This window comes from Morganella sp. B601 (assembly GCF_051172335.1).
Lineage (GTDB): Bacteria > Pseudomonadota > Gammaproteobacteria > Enterobacterales > Enterobacteriaceae > Morganella > Morganella morganii.
This window is the reverse complement of sequence record NZ_JBPIZE010000001.1, coordinates 236751-252748: the sequence shown is the minus strand read 5'-3', so window position 1 is coordinate 252748 and position 15998 is coordinate 236751. Positions and strand designations below refer to the sequence as shown.

At 47.1% G+C, this 15998-nt stretch carries 12 protein-coding genes and 1 tRNA gene; 6 read left to right on the top strand and 7 right to left on the bottom strand.

Going from position 1 to position 15998, the window contains the following annotated elements:
- Nucleotides 1-47: 47 nt before the first annotated feature.
- Both bacA and folB read right to left on the bottom strand, forming a co-directional pair.
- Nucleotides 48-869, bottom strand: coding sequence for an undecaprenyl-diphosphate phosphatase (bacA, locus tag ACSBQN_RS01165; RefSeq protein ID WP_024474559.1), 822 nt, complete (start codon nucleotides 867-869; stop codon nucleotides 48-50).
- Nucleotides 870-1013: 144 nt separating this feature from the next.
- Nucleotides 1014-1367 carry a dihydroneopterin aldolase gene (gene folB / locus ACSBQN_RS01160; RefSeq protein ID WP_024474558.1) on the bottom strand — a complete coding sequence of 118 codons (354 nt, stop codon included), beginning with the start codon at nucleotides 1365-1367 and terminating at the stop codon, nucleotides 1014-1016.
- 108 nt (nucleotides 1368-1475) lie between these two features.
- On the opposite strand from folB, the gene plsY reads away from it, so the two are divergent.
- Nucleotides 1476-2132 carry a glycerol-3-phosphate 1-O-acyltransferase PlsY gene (gene plsY, locus ACSBQN_RS01155; protein ID WP_004240442.1) on the top strand — a complete coding sequence of 219 codons (657 nt, stop codon included), beginning with the start codon at nucleotides 1476-1478 and terminating at the stop codon, nucleotides 2130-2132.
- Between the two features lie 36 nt (nucleotides 2133-2168).
- Here plsY and tsaD read toward each other — a convergent pair whose 3' ends face one another.
- Nucleotides 2169-3188 (bottom strand): tRNA (adenosine(37)-N6)-threonylcarbamoyltransferase complex transferase subunit TsaD, encoded by a 1020-nt coding sequence (tsaD, locus tag ACSBQN_RS01150; RefSeq protein WP_024474557.1) that lies wholly within the window; start codon nucleotides 3186-3188, stop codon nucleotides 2169-2171.
- Nucleotides 3189-3637: 449 nt separating this feature from the next.
- Here tsaD and rpsU point away from each other — a divergent pair, with 449 nt between their 5' ends.
- From rpsU to ACSBQN_RS01125, 5 genes are all read left to right on the top strand, one after another.
- A complete protein-coding gene (rpsU, locus tag ACSBQN_RS01145) occupies nucleotides 3638-3853 on the top strand; it encodes a 30S ribosomal protein S21 (protein ID WP_004240446.1) in 216 nt (71 codons plus the stop codon).
- Nucleotides 3854-3964: 111 nt separating this feature from the next.
- Nucleotides 3965-5701, top strand: coding sequence for a DNA primase (dnaG, locus tag ACSBQN_RS01140; RefSeq protein ID WP_024474555.1), 1737 nt, complete (start codon nucleotides 3965-3967; stop codon nucleotides 5699-5701).
- A 136-nt stretch (nucleotides 5702-5837) separates the two neighbouring features.
- Entirely contained in the window at nucleotides 5838-7736 is a 1899-nt protein-coding gene (gene rpoD, locus ACSBQN_RS01135) for an RNA polymerase sigma factor RpoD (protein WP_228001084.1), read from the top strand.
- Between the two features lie 204 nt (nucleotides 7737-7940).
- Nucleotides 7941-8017: transfer RNA gene (locus ACSBQN_RS01130), tRNA-Ile, on the top strand.
- A 437-nt stretch (nucleotides 8018-8454) separates the two neighbouring features.
- Nucleotides 8455-13137, top strand: coding sequence for a tetratricopeptide repeat protein (locus ACSBQN_RS01125; protein ID WP_434991530.1), 4683 nt, complete (start codon nucleotides 8455-8457; stop codon nucleotides 13135-13137).
- Between the two features lie 56 nt (nucleotides 13138-13193).
- On the opposite strand, the gene ACSBQN_RS01120 is transcribed toward ACSBQN_RS01125, so the two are convergent.
- Genes ACSBQN_RS01120 through ACSBQN_RS01105 form a run of 4 tightly spaced genes read right to left on the bottom strand, consistent with a single transcriptional unit; the run spans nucleotide 13194 to nucleotide 15992 of the window.
- Nucleotides 13194-14069: a DMT family transporter gene (locus ACSBQN_RS01120; protein ID WP_354633164.1), complete on the bottom strand. Its 876-nt coding sequence runs from the start codon at nucleotides 14067-14069 to the stop codon at nucleotides 13194-13196.
- Nucleotides 14062-14733 carry a hypothetical protein gene (locus tag ACSBQN_RS01115; RefSeq protein ID WP_354633163.1) on the bottom strand — a complete coding sequence of 224 codons (672 nt, stop codon included), beginning with the start codon at nucleotides 14731-14733 and terminating at the stop codon, nucleotides 14062-14064. The genes ACSBQN_RS01120 and ACSBQN_RS01115 overlap by 8 nt, the downstream gene beginning before the upstream one ends.
- Entirely contained in the window at nucleotides 14733-15836 is a 1104-nt protein-coding gene (locus ACSBQN_RS01110; protein WP_354633162.1) for a HesA/MoeB/ThiF family protein, read from the bottom strand. The genes ACSBQN_RS01115 and ACSBQN_RS01110 overlap by 1 nt, the downstream gene beginning before the upstream one ends.
- A 54-nt stretch (nucleotides 15837-15890) precedes the next feature.
- Nucleotides 15891-15992 carry a pantocin A family RiPP gene (locus tag ACSBQN_RS01105; protein ID WP_152696802.1) on the bottom strand — a complete coding sequence of 34 codons (102 nt, stop codon included), beginning with the start codon at nucleotides 15990-15992 and terminating at the stop codon, nucleotides 15891-15893.
- Nucleotides 15993-15998 lie beyond the last annotated feature (6 nt).

Below are 15998 nucleotides of genomic sequence, written 5' to 3'. Positions count from 1 at the left end.
GTCAGATGGATTTTCCCTGCGCAAAGAGTGATGTGTTTACGCGAAACTCAGTGGACAAACACCACGTAAACGGCAGCAGCCACAATAAAGCGGTAGATAGCAAACGGGATAAAGGAGATACGTTTAATCAGTGACAGAAAGGTTTTCATGGCAATCAGCGCCACAATAAACGCCGCCAGGAAACCGACCGCAAACATCGGAATATCCGAGCTGCTCAGGAAATGCCAGCTTTTGTATAAATCCAGTGCTGTCGCGCCCATCATCATCGGTACGGCCAGAATAAAGGAAAACTCTGACGCGGTGTAACGGTTAATCCCCATCAGCATACCACCGGAGATGGTGGCACCCGAGCGGGAGAATCCCGGCCACAGTGCCAGGCACTGGAAACAGCCGATGGCAAACGCCTGACGGTAGCTGATGTCATCAAGACCAGTGGCCTGCACCTTCTTCGGCTTAAAGACTTCCGCCACAATCAGCAGGATACCGCCCGCAACCAGTGCGTACATCACATTCACCGGATTAAACAGAGACTTAATCTGATCCCGCAGCAGCAAACCGAGAACCACCGCCGGTAACATCGCAATAATAATGTGGAGTAAATTCAGTTTTCCCTGAGTCTGTCCTTCATGAGGAACCCGGCCGAAGTGAATGCCGATAAGGGCAAACATCCGCCGCCAGAACAGGAAAACCACTGCCAGAATGGAACCGAGCTGGATAACCACTTCAAACGTTTTTGCTTTATCGCCGGTAAAGCCGATAAGCTCAGCAACAATAATCATATGACCGGTTGATGACACCGGCAGAAATTCGGTTAATCCTTCAACAACCCCGAGAATCAATGCATGCAGTAAACTTGTGATATCGCCCATATAACGCCCTGTATGGCAGATAAAATAAGGCACTCCCGGACGTGGGAATGCCGGATACGGAGAACAGCATATGACGCAAGTGTGACAATTTCATGACACCCTCAGTGCTTTTATGACAGTTCCGCTGACGGCATTATGACAACATCAGGCCGCACTTCGTTCAATCATGACACCCACTTCTTCGGCCTGTGCCACCGCACCCGGTTTGGCCACGCGGATACGAACCCGGGGGGTGGCAAACTCAGTCAGCAGTAATGACGCCACTTCTTCCGCCACACGTTCCACCAGAGCGAACTGTCTTGTCTGCACATAATCCAGAATCGCAGTGCTGACGCTGGCATAATCGAGACAATGTTCCACATCGTCACTCTCAGATGCGCGTTTGTTATCCCAGTGCATTTCGATATCGAGCACTAATTTCTGCGTAATATTCTTTTCCCAGTCGTAAGCACCAATCGTTGTAAAAACAACAAGTTTCTTAATAAAAACAACATCCATCCGCAATTACCCCGTTTTTTTATGCTCATCGGATATCACTTCCCATGAAATATGCGTATTATCCATGGAGGCCAATAACTGTAATTTACCGTCTGTCAGGAGAGAAGCATGAGTGGAATCGCGCTTGGTATGATCATCTTCGCTTATCTGCTGGGATCAATTTCCAGTGCGATCCTGATCTGCCGTCTTGCGGGACTGCCGGATCCGCGGCATCACGGCTCCGGAAACCCGGGGGCAACCAACGTGCTGCGAATCGGCGGCAAACTGGCGGCTGCCGGTGTCCTTATCTGCGACGTTCTCAAGGGTATGCTGCCGGTCTGGCTCGCCTACCTCCTGCAAATACCGTATTTTTACCTCGGCATTATCGCCATTGCCGCCTGTTTAGGCCATATTTATCCGGTATTTTTCCACTTTAAAGGCGGAAAAGGCGTGGCAACGGCATTTGGTTCGATTGCCGCCATCGGCTGGGATCTGACCGGACTGGTCGCCGGAACCTGGCTGCTGACCGTGCTGCTGAGTGGTTACTCATCATTAGGCGCGATTGTCAGTGCGCTGGTGGCACCGTTTTATGTCTGGTGGTTCAAACCGGAGTTTACCTTCCCGGTTGCCATGCTCTCCTGTCTGGTGCTGATCCGCCATCATGACAATATTCAGCGGTTGTGGCGCGGACAGGAAAGCCGCATCTGGCAGAAGCTGAAGAAAAAGCGGGCCAAAACGGATAAAGAGATAATCCAGGAAGCGAAAGAGCAGGAAAAAGAAGATTAAAAAAAGGCGCTGAAGCGCCTTTTTTGTGTCAGGAAATTATTTGCCCAGCGGCGGTAACTCAGCCAGCGGCCAGCGCGGACGGACGGTCACACCTAATTCACTGCGCATACCGCCTTTGAAGCGGATCATCCCGGCCAGCGCAATCATCGCGCCATTATCCGTGCACAGTTCAGGGCGGGCATAGAACGCTTCTCCGCCCAGTTTTTGCAGTGTCTGCGCCATGCGTTCGCGCAGCGTGCGGTTTGCACTCACGCCGCCTGCCATCACCAGCCGTTTAAAGCCGGTCTGCTCCAGCGCGCGTTTGCATTTGATCACCAGCGTATCCACGACCGCATCTTCAAAAGCACGGGCGATATCCGCTTTGGTCTGGTCTGAATCATCATTCTGATGAATGGTATTGGCGGCAAAGGTTTTCAGCCCGGAGAAGCTGAAATCCAGCCCCGGCCGGTCAGTCATCGGACGCGGGAAGGTAAAACGTCCCGGCGTGCCCTGTGCTGCCATGCGTGACAGTGCAGGCCCGCCGGGATAATCCAGACCCAGTAATTTGGCTGTTTTATCAAAGGCTTCCCCGGCTGCATCATCGATAGATTCACCCAGCAGCGTGTATTCACCGATACCGGTTACACTGATTAACTGCGTGTGGCCGCCGGAGACCAGCAGCGCGACAAACGGAAATTCCGGCTGATGTTCTTCCAGCATGGGAGCCAGCAGATGGCCTTCCATATGGTGAACCGGCACCGCCGGGACTCCCCATGAAAACGCCAGTGCACGGCCGACTGTTGCCCCGACCATCAGCGCCCCGACCAGCCCCGGTCCTGCGGTATAGGCCACCGCATCAATATCCTGTGCCGTCAGACCGGCTTCTTTCAGTGCGGCCTGAATCAGCGGCACCGTTTTCCGGATATGGTCACGGGATGCCAGTTCCGGCACCACACCGCCGTAATCCGCGTGGACTTTGATCTGACTGTATAACTGATTAGCCAGCAAACCGGCTTCATCATCATAAATTGCGATTCCGGTTTCATCGCAGGACGTTTCAATGCCTAACACTCGCATGGGACTTAACTCGCTGGAACAAAAACTGACGGGACTGGCGGCGGACAGCAGGAAGCAAATCCGTCTCCGCAAAGAGTGCAGTGTATCACCATAATGGCTTGCTGACAGGTATTAAGGTGAAATACGGGGCTTTTCTGTCGTATTTTTATTCAGCAAAAACCGCTTATTCACAGGATGAACACAGTTATCCACACACTTTTCCCCTGCATAGCGGATTTCTGTTGCTGACAAATCGCCGCATATCCGCTATAATCTGCACCCTCTGTAAAACCCCTGTCGGGTGTGCGGATCCGGTCCCGGCGGTAACACCGGACCAAATCCGGGGTATTTCTCTGTCTGATTATCCACAGCACTTTACAACGTGGGTCACATTGAAGTAAAATTCCGCACCATTTTAAAGACAACTGGCATAACGCCAGTACAGACCTATTTATTGAGGTGAGAGGCACATGCCGGTAATTAAAGTACGTGAAAACGAGCCATTTGACGTTGCACTGCGTCGTTTCAAACGTTCCTGCGAAAAAGCAGGCGTATTAGCTGAAGTACGTCGTCGTGAGTTTTATGAAAAACCAACGACTGTACGTAAACGCGCTAAAGCATCTGCTGTTAAGCGTCACGCTAAGAAACTGGCTCGCGAAAACGCACGTCGCACTCGTCTGTACTAATCGCTGCGGCCGCGCCGCAACTTAGTCAGACCGCAGTAGTTGCAGTTAATGGCCGTGTTTCCGGAAGGAAGCGCGGCTTATTATCGTTATCAGACAGGCGAAAAAGGGGTTATGGCCGGGCGCATTCCACGCACATTTATCAACGACTTATTAGCGAGAACCGATATCATCGATCTGATCGATGTCAGGGTGCCGCTGAAAAAACACGGTAAAAATCACCAGGCGTGTTGTCCTTTCCACAACGAAAAAACTCCCTCTTTTACAGTCAGCAGCGATAAACAGTTTTACCACTGCTTCGGCTGTGGTGCCCACGGCAATGCTATTGATTTTTTAATTAATTATGACCGGCTCGAGTTTGTCGAGGCGATCGAAGAATTAGCAGCAATGCACGGGCTGGATGTTCCTTATGAAACCGGAAGCGGCAGCAGCCAGATAGAAAAACATCAGCGTCAGAACCTGTATCAGCTGATGGAAAAACTGGACAGTTTTTACCGCCACGCATTACAGGCCGATAACGCCGGTCATGCCCGTGAGTACCTGAACCGCCGGGGTCTGAGTCAGGAAATTATCAGCCGGTTTGCAATCGGCTATGCCCCCGCCGGATGGGACAACGTCCTCAAACGCTTTGCCCGCAGTGAGGATGATCGTCAGCAGTTGCTGGATGCCGGCATGTTAGTGGTCAATGATAACGGCCGCTGCTATGACCGCTTCCGGGAACGTGTGATGTTTCCTATCCGTGACCGGCGCGGCCGGGTAATTGCTTTCGGCGGACGTGTTCTTGATGACGCACTGCCGAAATACCTGAACTCACCGGAAACCGATATTTTTCATAAGGGCCGCCAGTTATTCGGGCTGTATGAAGCCCAGCAGAATAACCGCGAACTGTCCCGCATCCTTGTGGTGGAAGGTTATATGGATGTGGTTGCCCTGGCACAGTTCGGTATTGATTATGCGGTGGCCTCACTCGGGACATCGACAACGGCAGAGCACATACAGTTGCTCTATCGGACATCTGATACCATAATTTGTTGTTATGACGGAGACCGCGCCGGACGTGAAGCCGCCTGGCGGGCACTCGAAACTGCTCTTCCCCATCTTAATGACGGGCGGCAGCTTCGTTTTATGTTTTTACCGGACGGCGACGATCCGGATTCACTGGTGCGCCGCGAAGGCCGTGAAGCCTTCGAGCAGCGGCAGAATGAGGCACACAGTCTGTCTCAGTTTCTGTTCGATACCCTGCTGCGCCAGGTGGATATGAGCACCCCGGAGGGGCGCAGCAAGCTGAATGCCCTGGCGATGCCTCTGATAAGCCGCGTGCCGGGTGAAGCGCAACAGGCGTTTTTATTGCAGGATCTGGGCAATTTACTCGGACTACCGGATATTACACAGCTCAAACAGGCGGTCCGCCAGAGTGAGAACAGTCCCGGTTATCAGGCACCGAAACTGAAACCGACCACCATGCGGATCCTGATTGCCCTGCTGGTGCAGAATCCGCAGTTTGCACAATTAGTGCCGCCGCTGGAATCCATTGATACCAGCCGTATTGCCGGTTTTTCATTATTCAGGGAGCTGATTGATACCTGTTTATCACAGCCCGGGCTGACCACCGGTCAGTTACTGGAACACTACCGTGATAATAAATTAGCGCCACAGCTTGAAAAACTGGCCGGATGGAACGATATAGAGATAGATGAGATAGCAGAAAAAACCTTCAAAGATGCCTTAAATCATCTGGTGGTATCTGCTCTCAATGACAGATTTAACTTCCTGATCGCCAAAGAGCGGACAGAAGGTCTGACCCCTGAAGAGCGCAATGAAGTGAGTCTTCTCGTGCGGGTCCGGCAATAAGTATTATTATTAAACTATGATGAATATAACGGCTTAAGTGCCGCAGACAGCAGGAACAGCCCTGCATGCCATGTCACCAAGGTTCATGGCCGAAGAAAAGAAATCCTTGATTGTTATTGTTGCTGGCTAAGTTGTTTTGCCGACCAACACAAACCTAAATACTCAGAAGTGTGGATACCGTCTTATGGAGCAAAACCCGCAGTCACAGCTGAAACTTCTTGTCACCCGTGGTAAGGAGCAAGGCTATCTGACCTATGCTGAAGTCAATGACCATCTGCCTGAAGATATCGTCGATTCTGATCAGATCGAAGATATTATCCAGATGATCAATGACATGGGCATTCAGGTAATGGAAGAAGCACCTGATGCTGATGATCTGATGCTGGCAGAGAATTCAACAGACACCGATGATGATGCAGCCGAAGCTGCAGCACAAGTCCTCTCAAGTGTAGAATCGGAAATTGGCCGGACCACTGACCCTGTACGTATGTATATGCGTGAAATGGGGACGGTAGAACTGTTGACCCGCGAAGGCGAAATTGACATTGCCAAGCGCATCGAAGATGGCATCAATCAGGTTCAGTGTTCCGTTGCTGAATATCCTGAGGCAATCACGTATTTACTCGATCAGTACGACCGCGTTGAAGCAGGCGAAGTCCGTCTTTCTGACCTGATTACCGGCTTTGTTGACCCGAACGCGGAAGAAGATCTGGCACCAACCGCAACCAACATCGGTTCTGAGCTGCCGGCCGAAGAATTAAACAAAGATGACGACGACGAAGACGAAGACGAAGAAGAAGACAGTGACAGCGATGACGATAACAGCATCGATCCTGAACTGGCTCGTCAGAAATTCGAAGCGCTGCGTGTGCAGCATGAAAAAGCGCGTCAGCAGATTAAAATTCACGGCCGCGACCACCCGAATACCAATGCGGAAATTCAGCAGCTCTCTGAAGTTTTCAAAGAGTTCCGTTTAGTTCCGAAGCAGTTTGACCATCTGGTCAACAACATGCGTGAAATGATGGATCGTGTCCGTCAGCAGGAACGCTATATCATGAAACTCTGCGTTGAGCAGAGCAAAATGCCGAAGAAAAACTTCATTACCCTGTTCACCGGCAATGAAACCAGTGATTCCTGGTTTACTGCTGCTGTCGCGATGAACAAACCGTGGTCTGAAAAACTGCAGGATGTCGCGGAAGAAATTGAACGCAGCCTGCAACGTCTGCGTCAGATTGAAGAAGAAACCGGCCTGACCATTGAACAGGTCAAAGATATTAACCGCCGCATGTCTATCGGTGAAGCGAAAGCCCGCCGTGCGAAAAAAGAGATGGTTGAGGCGAACTTACGTCTGGTTATCTCTATCGCGAAAAAATACACCAACCGTGGCCTGCAGTTCCTGGATCTGATTCAGGAAGGTAACATCGGTCTGATGAAAGCGGTTGATAAATTTGAATACCGTCGCGGTTATAAGTTCTCGACCTATGCCACCTGGTGGATCCGTCAGGCGATTACCCGCTCTATCGCGGACCAGGCACGTACTATCCGTATCCCGGTGCATATGATTGAGACTATCAACAAACTCAACCGTATCTCCCGTCAGATGCTTCAGGAGATGGGCCGTGAGCCGTCACCGGAAGAACTGGCAGAGCGGATGCTGATGCCGGAAGATAAGATCCGCAAAGTGCTGAAAATCGCCAAAGAGCCAATCTCAATGGAAACGCCGATTGGTGATGATGAAGATTCGCACTTAGGGGATTTCATCGAGGATACCACCCTCGAGCTGCCGCTGGATTCAGCCACCTCAGAGAGCCTGCGTTCCGCGACTCACGAAGTGCTGGCCGGCCTGACCCCGCGTGAAGCGAAAGTTCTGCGTATGCGTTTCGGTATTGATATGAATACTGACCACACGCTGGAAGAAGTGGGTAAACAGTTTGACGTTACCCGCGAACGTATCCGTCAGATTGAAGCGAAGGCACTGCGCAAACTGCGCCACCCGAGCCGTTCTGAAGTGTTACGCAGCTTCCTGGACGAATAATCCGCTTCAGGGTCAGAGCATTATCAGGCGCCGTTTAACGGCGCCTTTTTTTATGCTTATTCATTACCGGACAAGCAATAATTCATTTACACAATTGATGTTCAGAAATCATTTTTGACAGGCAATATTCCGCTCATAAAACAGTCAGATAGACAAGAAACGCTAGACCCCGCAGGCAACTGGCAGTATAATCTCACCCACTTCGGCCCCTTAGCTCAGTTGGTTAGAGCACGCGACTCATAATCGCTTGGTCACTGGTTCAAGTCCAGTAGGGGCCACCAAATTTTTACTGATTTATCAGTGTATTAAGCCACTCTTTACAGGGTGGCTTTTTTACATCTGGTGCTGAGTGTCGCAAAAGTGTCCCACCAGATTTTTTGATTTGTGTACCAATATCTGGCAGATAATGTAAGTATCTCTGTAAATATTACTATTCCGAATATTTCCCGGAAATGAATGACAAATATTAAATCTTCTTTCACAGATTAATTTCCGCCCTAATTTTGCCTCTTTTTATTATATGAGAATCGTTATTTAAATAACGATTCTCATACCCCAAAAATAGATTTCCCCGGATATCATCAGAAAATAACATAATGTTTTTATTTGCTTTTTTCTGTCCGTTCACATTGAATTACTTCTTCATTCCGTTACACTAAGTCAAATTTTTATTTTCTGTCTTCCTGTTTATTTAAGATTAATCCGTATAAGGACTGATATGACAAAGCAACGTAAACCGGGGCTTGCTCTGCTTATTGCTATTGCACTGTCCGGCGGGGCCTGGCTGACGTATTCTGTGACGTCCGGCAGCACGCCAGCAGATAAAGGCTATGAGCTGTATTTATCCGGGGATACTGACGGGGCATTCCGTTATTTTTCCACAGAAGCGGAAAAGGATCCGCAGGCAGCCTATGCATTGTCTGTGATGTATCTCAATAGCTACGATGCACCGGCCAATGCGTTGCTGGGTTATCAGTGGCTGGAACGGGCCGCGAACGCCGGTAATAAAAGTGCCTTATACAACCTCGGTTATTACCGCTATCACGGTATAACACAGGGTACCGCACAGGATCAGTACGGTATTACCTCCCTGAAAGCCGCGTCACAGGCAGGAGTCCGTGAGGCCCAGGAATTACTGGGCACTATTTATCTTCTCGATAAATACGGCAATATTCCGTCAGATGCAGAACAGGCGCGTAAATATATGACTGCGGCCGCAGATCAGGGATCGTTTTTTGCAAAATTCGCGCTGGGCTATATCGCGTATGAATATGATAAAGATTATAAAAAAGCGGCCGGTATTCTGACACCGTTGCTCAGCGAGCAATTTACCCTGCCTGCTATGCTGCTTTCCGGAATATATGAAAAAGGCGGTCACGGAATAGAAGCCGATCCGGGACAGGCAAAAAAATACCGCTATATGGCATTTTCACAAATCAGCTCACTCAGTGAAGATGATTTGATGCCGAAAGCATTATCCCTTTTCGGCTCAGAAACGGCAGATGAAATAACCGCCCGGCTGGCAAAACTGGAGAAAATGGCGGAGAACGGCAATCAGCATGCCCGTTATGCCCTCTATGATACTTATATGCAGGGAACGGGTGTTATCGCAGATAAAGAAAAAGCCCTCCGCTATTTACTGCCGCTGATTAATCAAAAAGATCCGAAAGCCCTTTATACCTGGTATCTTGATACCAAAACAAACCCTGAATATCTGACAGCCGCAGCTGATGCCGGATATCCCGATGCCCTTTATCTGCTTTATCAAATCCACCGTAATATCCGTTTTGATGATGCCTTCGGCTATGACCGGGAGCGTGCGGAGAAATACCTGAAACAGGCTGCGAATACCGGACATCACGATGCATTAATCGATATTATTGAGGATATTGTCAGCAGCTATCAGTTTCCGGATAACGACACCAACGCACAGGTATCTGCCTATTTAGCCAAATTACTGGAAAAATATCCGGATGACCCGGAGGCGCTGATGCTGGCTTCCGCACGTTACGGTGATCAGGAAGGGAATATTTATGATCCGGTCCGGGCCTTTGAACTGAATAAAAAATCGGCTGAATTATCTCCCCTGCCGGATTCACAGGATCAACTGGCCTATAAATACGCCAGAGGTACCGGTGTTGAGCAGGATATGAAAAAAGCGGTCGGGATCTATAAATCTCTGCTGAGAGATCCCTATTTTCAGGATAAGGCTTACCGGCGTTTAACGGATCTGTATTTTTCCTTTGATACCGGCGGTGAAATTGATAAAAAAGAGATTATCGCGTTCCTGAAAAAAGATATCGAAGAAAATGATAACTACCGCCAGGCGTATTTTTATGCCGATTATCTGTTGCAGGAAGATCCGGTAAAAAACCGTAAACAGGCTATGGAACTGTATCTGAAAGCCGGCGAATACACCCCCAGTGCTGATGTTCACCTGGCAAAATCGCTTATTTCTCTCAATACCGGCAATAATGAACGGGCTTTAAAGCTGGCACTGGAAATAATGAAAAGCGGATATGCCCGTTCTCTGCTGACGGAAAAAGAATGGCATGATGTCACGCAGATTGTATTCTCCGAAGGCAAAAACAACCTCCTTGCCAGACAATTCTGGGTCCTGCTTGCCCTGCGGGATAATAACGCTGAAGCGCAGAAACTGATTGAACCGCTGCTGGGTCAGGCTCCGGTTGTCACGTATTACTATGCGAAGCTGAAACTGGAAGATGCGGAAGATAAACCGGATATGACCGATGAGATCCTGCGTCCGGATATTGAACTGATGATGAAAGCGGCAGCGCTGGGCAACCCGGATGCCGGTGAATACATGGTGAATCGTCTGAAGAGCGCGACCCGCTCCGGTACACAAAGTAACCTGAATCAGGCGTTTCTGCGGGTAACCGGACTGACGGAACGCGATATTGTGCCCCGGCTGACACAGTGTGCCGATGCCGGAGGATGGGCCTGTATGTATGAATTGGGCGAGATCTATTATGAGGGTAAATACGGTGTAAAAGCTGACCTGAATACCTCCGTCGCCTGGTACGAAAAAATTCCTGATCGCGATTACCGTTTCACAGAATCACGCCTGAGCAAAGTCAAAAAGAGCCGTGACACCCTGGCAGACCTGAATGCCCGTGTACAGAAAGGGGATGCTGAAGCCGCCTATGAATTATCTTATGCATGGAGAAACGGCAACCACGGCCTGATTCAGGATCCGGAAAAATCACGGTATTACCTGAAAATGGCAGCGAAAGGCGGTAATGAAGATGCCATCACCACACTGATTGATGACTACAAAAGCGCAGACACACTCAGCCCGGAGGATAAAAAACTGCTGCTGTCGCTGTACGACAAACTCCCGGGAACCGGCAATAACAGCTATCTGCGTGATCTGGGTACACAGTACCTGCAGGGCAGCAATCTTGTCAGCGCAGATCGTCAGAAAGCCCGTTATTATTTCAGCAAAGCCGGTGATTACGGTGCTCACGAGCTGAAAGCAATGGATCAGTTTGAAATAAATGTAAAACTGGCGGATGAAAGCCCGAATGCTGCTTATGAAACCGGTTATGCTTATTTTCTCGGACGCGGCACACAAAAAGATCTGCAGCAAGCCCTGCCATACCTGCAAAAGGCAGCAGATGCCGGTCATAACTATGCCACAATCCTGCTGGCAGATACCTATGAAAAGGGAGAGTACGATAAAGAGACACAGCGCCGGATTATCACACCGGACTGGGAAAAAGCCATTGTCCTGATACGTGCCTACAAAGGGCCGCGTGATGTATCAGAAAATATTGCATTCTATGAGAGTACGATAAAACCGGCACTGGCCGGAGACAGCAGCGCCATGAACGCCGCCGGGGAACACTATAAGAGCAGCGGCTATTATGATACCGCCCGCTACTGGTTTGAAAAAAGCGCGGAAAGCGGTTATCTGCCTGCATTCTGCGCTCTGGCCGGGGCGACTGAAACCAATGACGGTAAAATGGCGGTATTACGCCGCGGTGCGGAGAAAGGTGACAGTTGCTCCGATACCATGCTGGCCATCATGCAACTCAGAGAGAACAGCATTACACAGGATTCACCGGAGTGGACCGGTATTATCACCCGGGTGGAAAACGGTCTGAAAAACAGTGATGAAGAGGTGTCAAAAGCCGCGTTTGAAGCACTGACTCAGCTGTATCGCGGCACTCTCAGCGATGACAACGGCAGCTCTCTGTATAAGGCAGACAACAAAAAATATCTCACACTGCTGGAATCGGAGGCAGATAAACGGGCCGATGCACAAATCGACCTGTTCTATTATTACCGGCAGAATAATGACATGGATAAAGCGCTGTCTTATCTGCAAAAAGGCCATGATAGCGGCGATATCGCTGCGACAGAAACACTCTACGAATACTATATGTCGCCGGAATATTGCCGCCGTGACGATGCCGATCCCGCTAAAGCGGAGCAGTATCTGACGGAATGGCTGAAAAAATCGGACTATCCGGAAAATACTGATAACCATATGCTGATGCCGCCGGAAGACCGGACCAAAGCCATGGGTGATGCATGGCTTGAAGGCTTCTGTCACCGGGCACCGGATCCTGACAAAGCTATCGCGTGGTATACCCGCTCACTGACGTATAATAACACACATGCCCTGAAAGGTATGTATGACGCGCAGATAACAAAGAAGAATGCTCCGGAAGCCTATTACTACGGTTCACTCGCCGGTGTCAGCTCCCGGAAGGGGGACGACCTTATCGCCACACTGACGGATGCAGAACGCGAAACCGTGCTGCAGCGTATTAAGAAAAAACAGGTGTATGAGCAATACGGTCGTTATGAACAGGAAATTGAAGCGAAGCGGCAAAAAGCAGAAAGCGGTGACGGCCCGGCGGCATTCTCGCTGGGGGTAAACTATGCCCGTGGCGAACGCGTTCCGGAAGATACGGAAAAAATGATCTATTACTATGAGCTGGCCGGTAAAAACGGGTACGCCCGTGCTTACAACGTGCTGGGTAATATCTACCGTAAACCGAATGAGCGCGGGATCCCGGTCGACGGTAAAAAAGCCCTCGCGTATTTTGATGCGGGAGCAAAACTGGGTGACAGCAATACCGCACACCTCGCCGGGGATATGCTCTATTTCGGTCAGGCCGGACTGGAAAAAGATTATCCGCAGGCTGCCCGCTATTATGAAATGACCTCTCTTGAACAGGGCAATCATCATGAAATGGCGAAATACAAAGTCGCGTGGATGTACTATCACAAAATGGCCGGTACCGGCAGCGATGATGATCAGCGAAAAGCACGGGATAACCTGATATTGTCGGCAAAATACGGCAATAAAGATGCCGCAGAAGCTTTAAAAGAGTGGGATTTCTCACGTATCAGCGATAAAAATAAATAAGCGGTTTTATTATCAGCGCTCTCCCGGATGTGACCTGTTCCGGGAGGGTGATTTTATTACCTGCCGGATGATTTTTTCCCCCGAAATGCAATAAAAAGACCAGAAATAATAAACAACATGCCAACCAGCATATTCAAAGTGACTGATTCCCGCGGAAAAAACAGTGAAATAAGAACACTGATAACCGGTGATAATAAAATGGCACAGGATGTCAGTTCCGCCCCGCCCTTTTCGATCATATAAAACCATAGAATATAGACAAAAACACCGCTGGTTATTCCTGTATACAATACCGGCAATAACACACGAGGCTGACCTATCACAGATAATGGTAGCTGGATATCATCAGACATAAATGGCATCGTCAGTACGATCAGCAGCAATGAAATACCGTTCTGATAGAAAACTTTGAGCAATAGATTCGATTTAACAGGTATTTTTTCTGACAGAACCGTTCCTGTAGCCCAGCAAAATGCACTGATTAATATAATTAACTCCCCAGTTCCGATTTTATCCACGGCAATGAAAATCAGTACTCCTGTAACACCCAGGATCGCTGTCATTACATATTTTATATTTATACTCCTGTAGATAACTATATAAATTAATGACGTAAAAGCCGGCATGGTATAAATCAGCACCGATGCTTTTACCGCATCGGTATAAAACAGAGAAATATTATTCAATAATGGCACCAAAAATAGATTAAACACCCCCAAAGGAATACACAGAAGAACATCTTTGAACACTATTTTCTTCCGGAATAATAATAAAACAACAATGAGCAAAATAGCAACAGAAATAATATTACAATAAAAGCGGAATGGCCATGCTCCGACTTGTTCAATTGCTATTTTAGATACAGGGAAATTACTCCCCCATATCAGAGCAATAATTAATGCTATACCTGGCAGCAACTTTTTTTCAGTCATAGCGGGCAACTAAGGCAATGCGTTTATTCTGTGTTTTTGCTGTTACCATTGAAACAAAATGTGGAATATTTTTTTTACCTGTATCAAATATTAAAGCTGTCATATTATCCGGTATCAAAGTATCAATGATTTTTTTACCTGACTGATCTAATATCATCGTAAGACCACCATGAGTCATATTCCAGTTTAGTGTAAAATTAATTACCAATCCGATACTTTGCCCCGGGTCACTGTGCACTGTTAAAAAATCACCACAATCAAATTTGTTGAGATAAATCACCGTATTTTTCTTTAATTCTCTTCCTGTAATATGTTCCAAAAATTTTAAAAAGCGCATACTATTAACAATAGACTTTATTTGATGAAAGCAAGCTACCGACTTACCAATATCATTGTCAATTATCCTTCTGAATGAAAATGAAAACAGCCCTGATTCATAATCAGATAATGCAGATGTCTTTTCATTCTCAATCAATAATTGATCGTGTTTTTTCAAATAAAAATCATGCTCACCATTCTTGTTCTTAATAATCCATGACCAATATTCCTCGTCAATATTATGAAATTCTTCAGAGAATATATTAAGTTTAGGAAAAAATTTTTCTATATTAAATGATACATAACCTTGCTTCTGAAATATTATAGATAGTTTATCAGATTTCATTATATAGTTTCCTCTCTGACACTAAAATCACGAAGGTTCAAATGCCATTTTTTACCTTCCAGGGCCGGAGCATCATAGCCTGTAAGAATTTTTACAACCTGATCGGTAATCAGTCCTGACATTGCTGCTAATGATGGAGCACTTTGCCAGGCATTTACCACCCTGTTGCCATTGAGAAATTGCTGTTTCATACGTGCTTTACGAAATTTTTTGATATCAGCATTGTTACCATAGAAATGCTGACTGGCTTGTTTTTTCACCTCAGAATAATTAAGGCCATTACCATTATTCAGATAAACAGGCCCGACAGAAATATCAAATGGATCACCACCAAGCTCAACGACCGGAATGTTATTTATGCGAGCTAAACGGTGAATGCTTTCTTCCACTGTATTTTTTCTGTAATAACCAAGACTAGCCCAAGCCAATAAAACAAGATTAATGCCATCTAATAATTCTGAAAGCTGATTTTCATCAGTTGTGGCAAAAACAGGATACTTCTCAACTATCACGTATTTATTATGCTGCTTCAATGAATCTGATGCTGCATCTGTCTTTTTTCTGCCGATATCATCTGATTTGTATAATATCTGGCGGTTTAAGTTAGATAACTCAACATCATCTCCGTCAACAATTCTCAGTATCCCGACACCGGATACAGCTAACTGAAGAGAACACCACGTTCCCCAACCTCCCATACCCAATACTAATACACGACTTTTTTTAAGTTTTTCCTGATATTTAATTGCATTATTATTTTTATCTACAACAGAAAATTGGAGTAACTGACGATCATATAATTCTATTTCTTCAGATGTTAAAATATCGGAATAGCAGGAATTCTCATCAATAAGACCATAATTATCAAGCTTATTAATCAACCAAATAGCATCATTATCGTTAATTTTATATCCTTTCATGGATACTTCTTTAATAATTCTTGGAATAGTATGTAACCCATCAAGTTTTGACAATACAACCTTAACCCATTCCGGAGGTTTTTTTATTATCTTAGATCCTCCCGGAATTTCACCAATGCAAATATCACCGTCATCTGATAAAACAACATTATGAGAACGTTTAATAAGTGGTTTTGTTATCATTGCACTAATCCTTATTGTTATAATAAAAGCCACCATATGGTGGCTTTTAATTTATTACTCTAACTCAATAATTTGATCTTCTGTATACATAGCGATCTCTTCACTAATTGATGAAACACGCTCTTCAAGATCGGTAAAAATGATTTCATTTTCCATGTAATA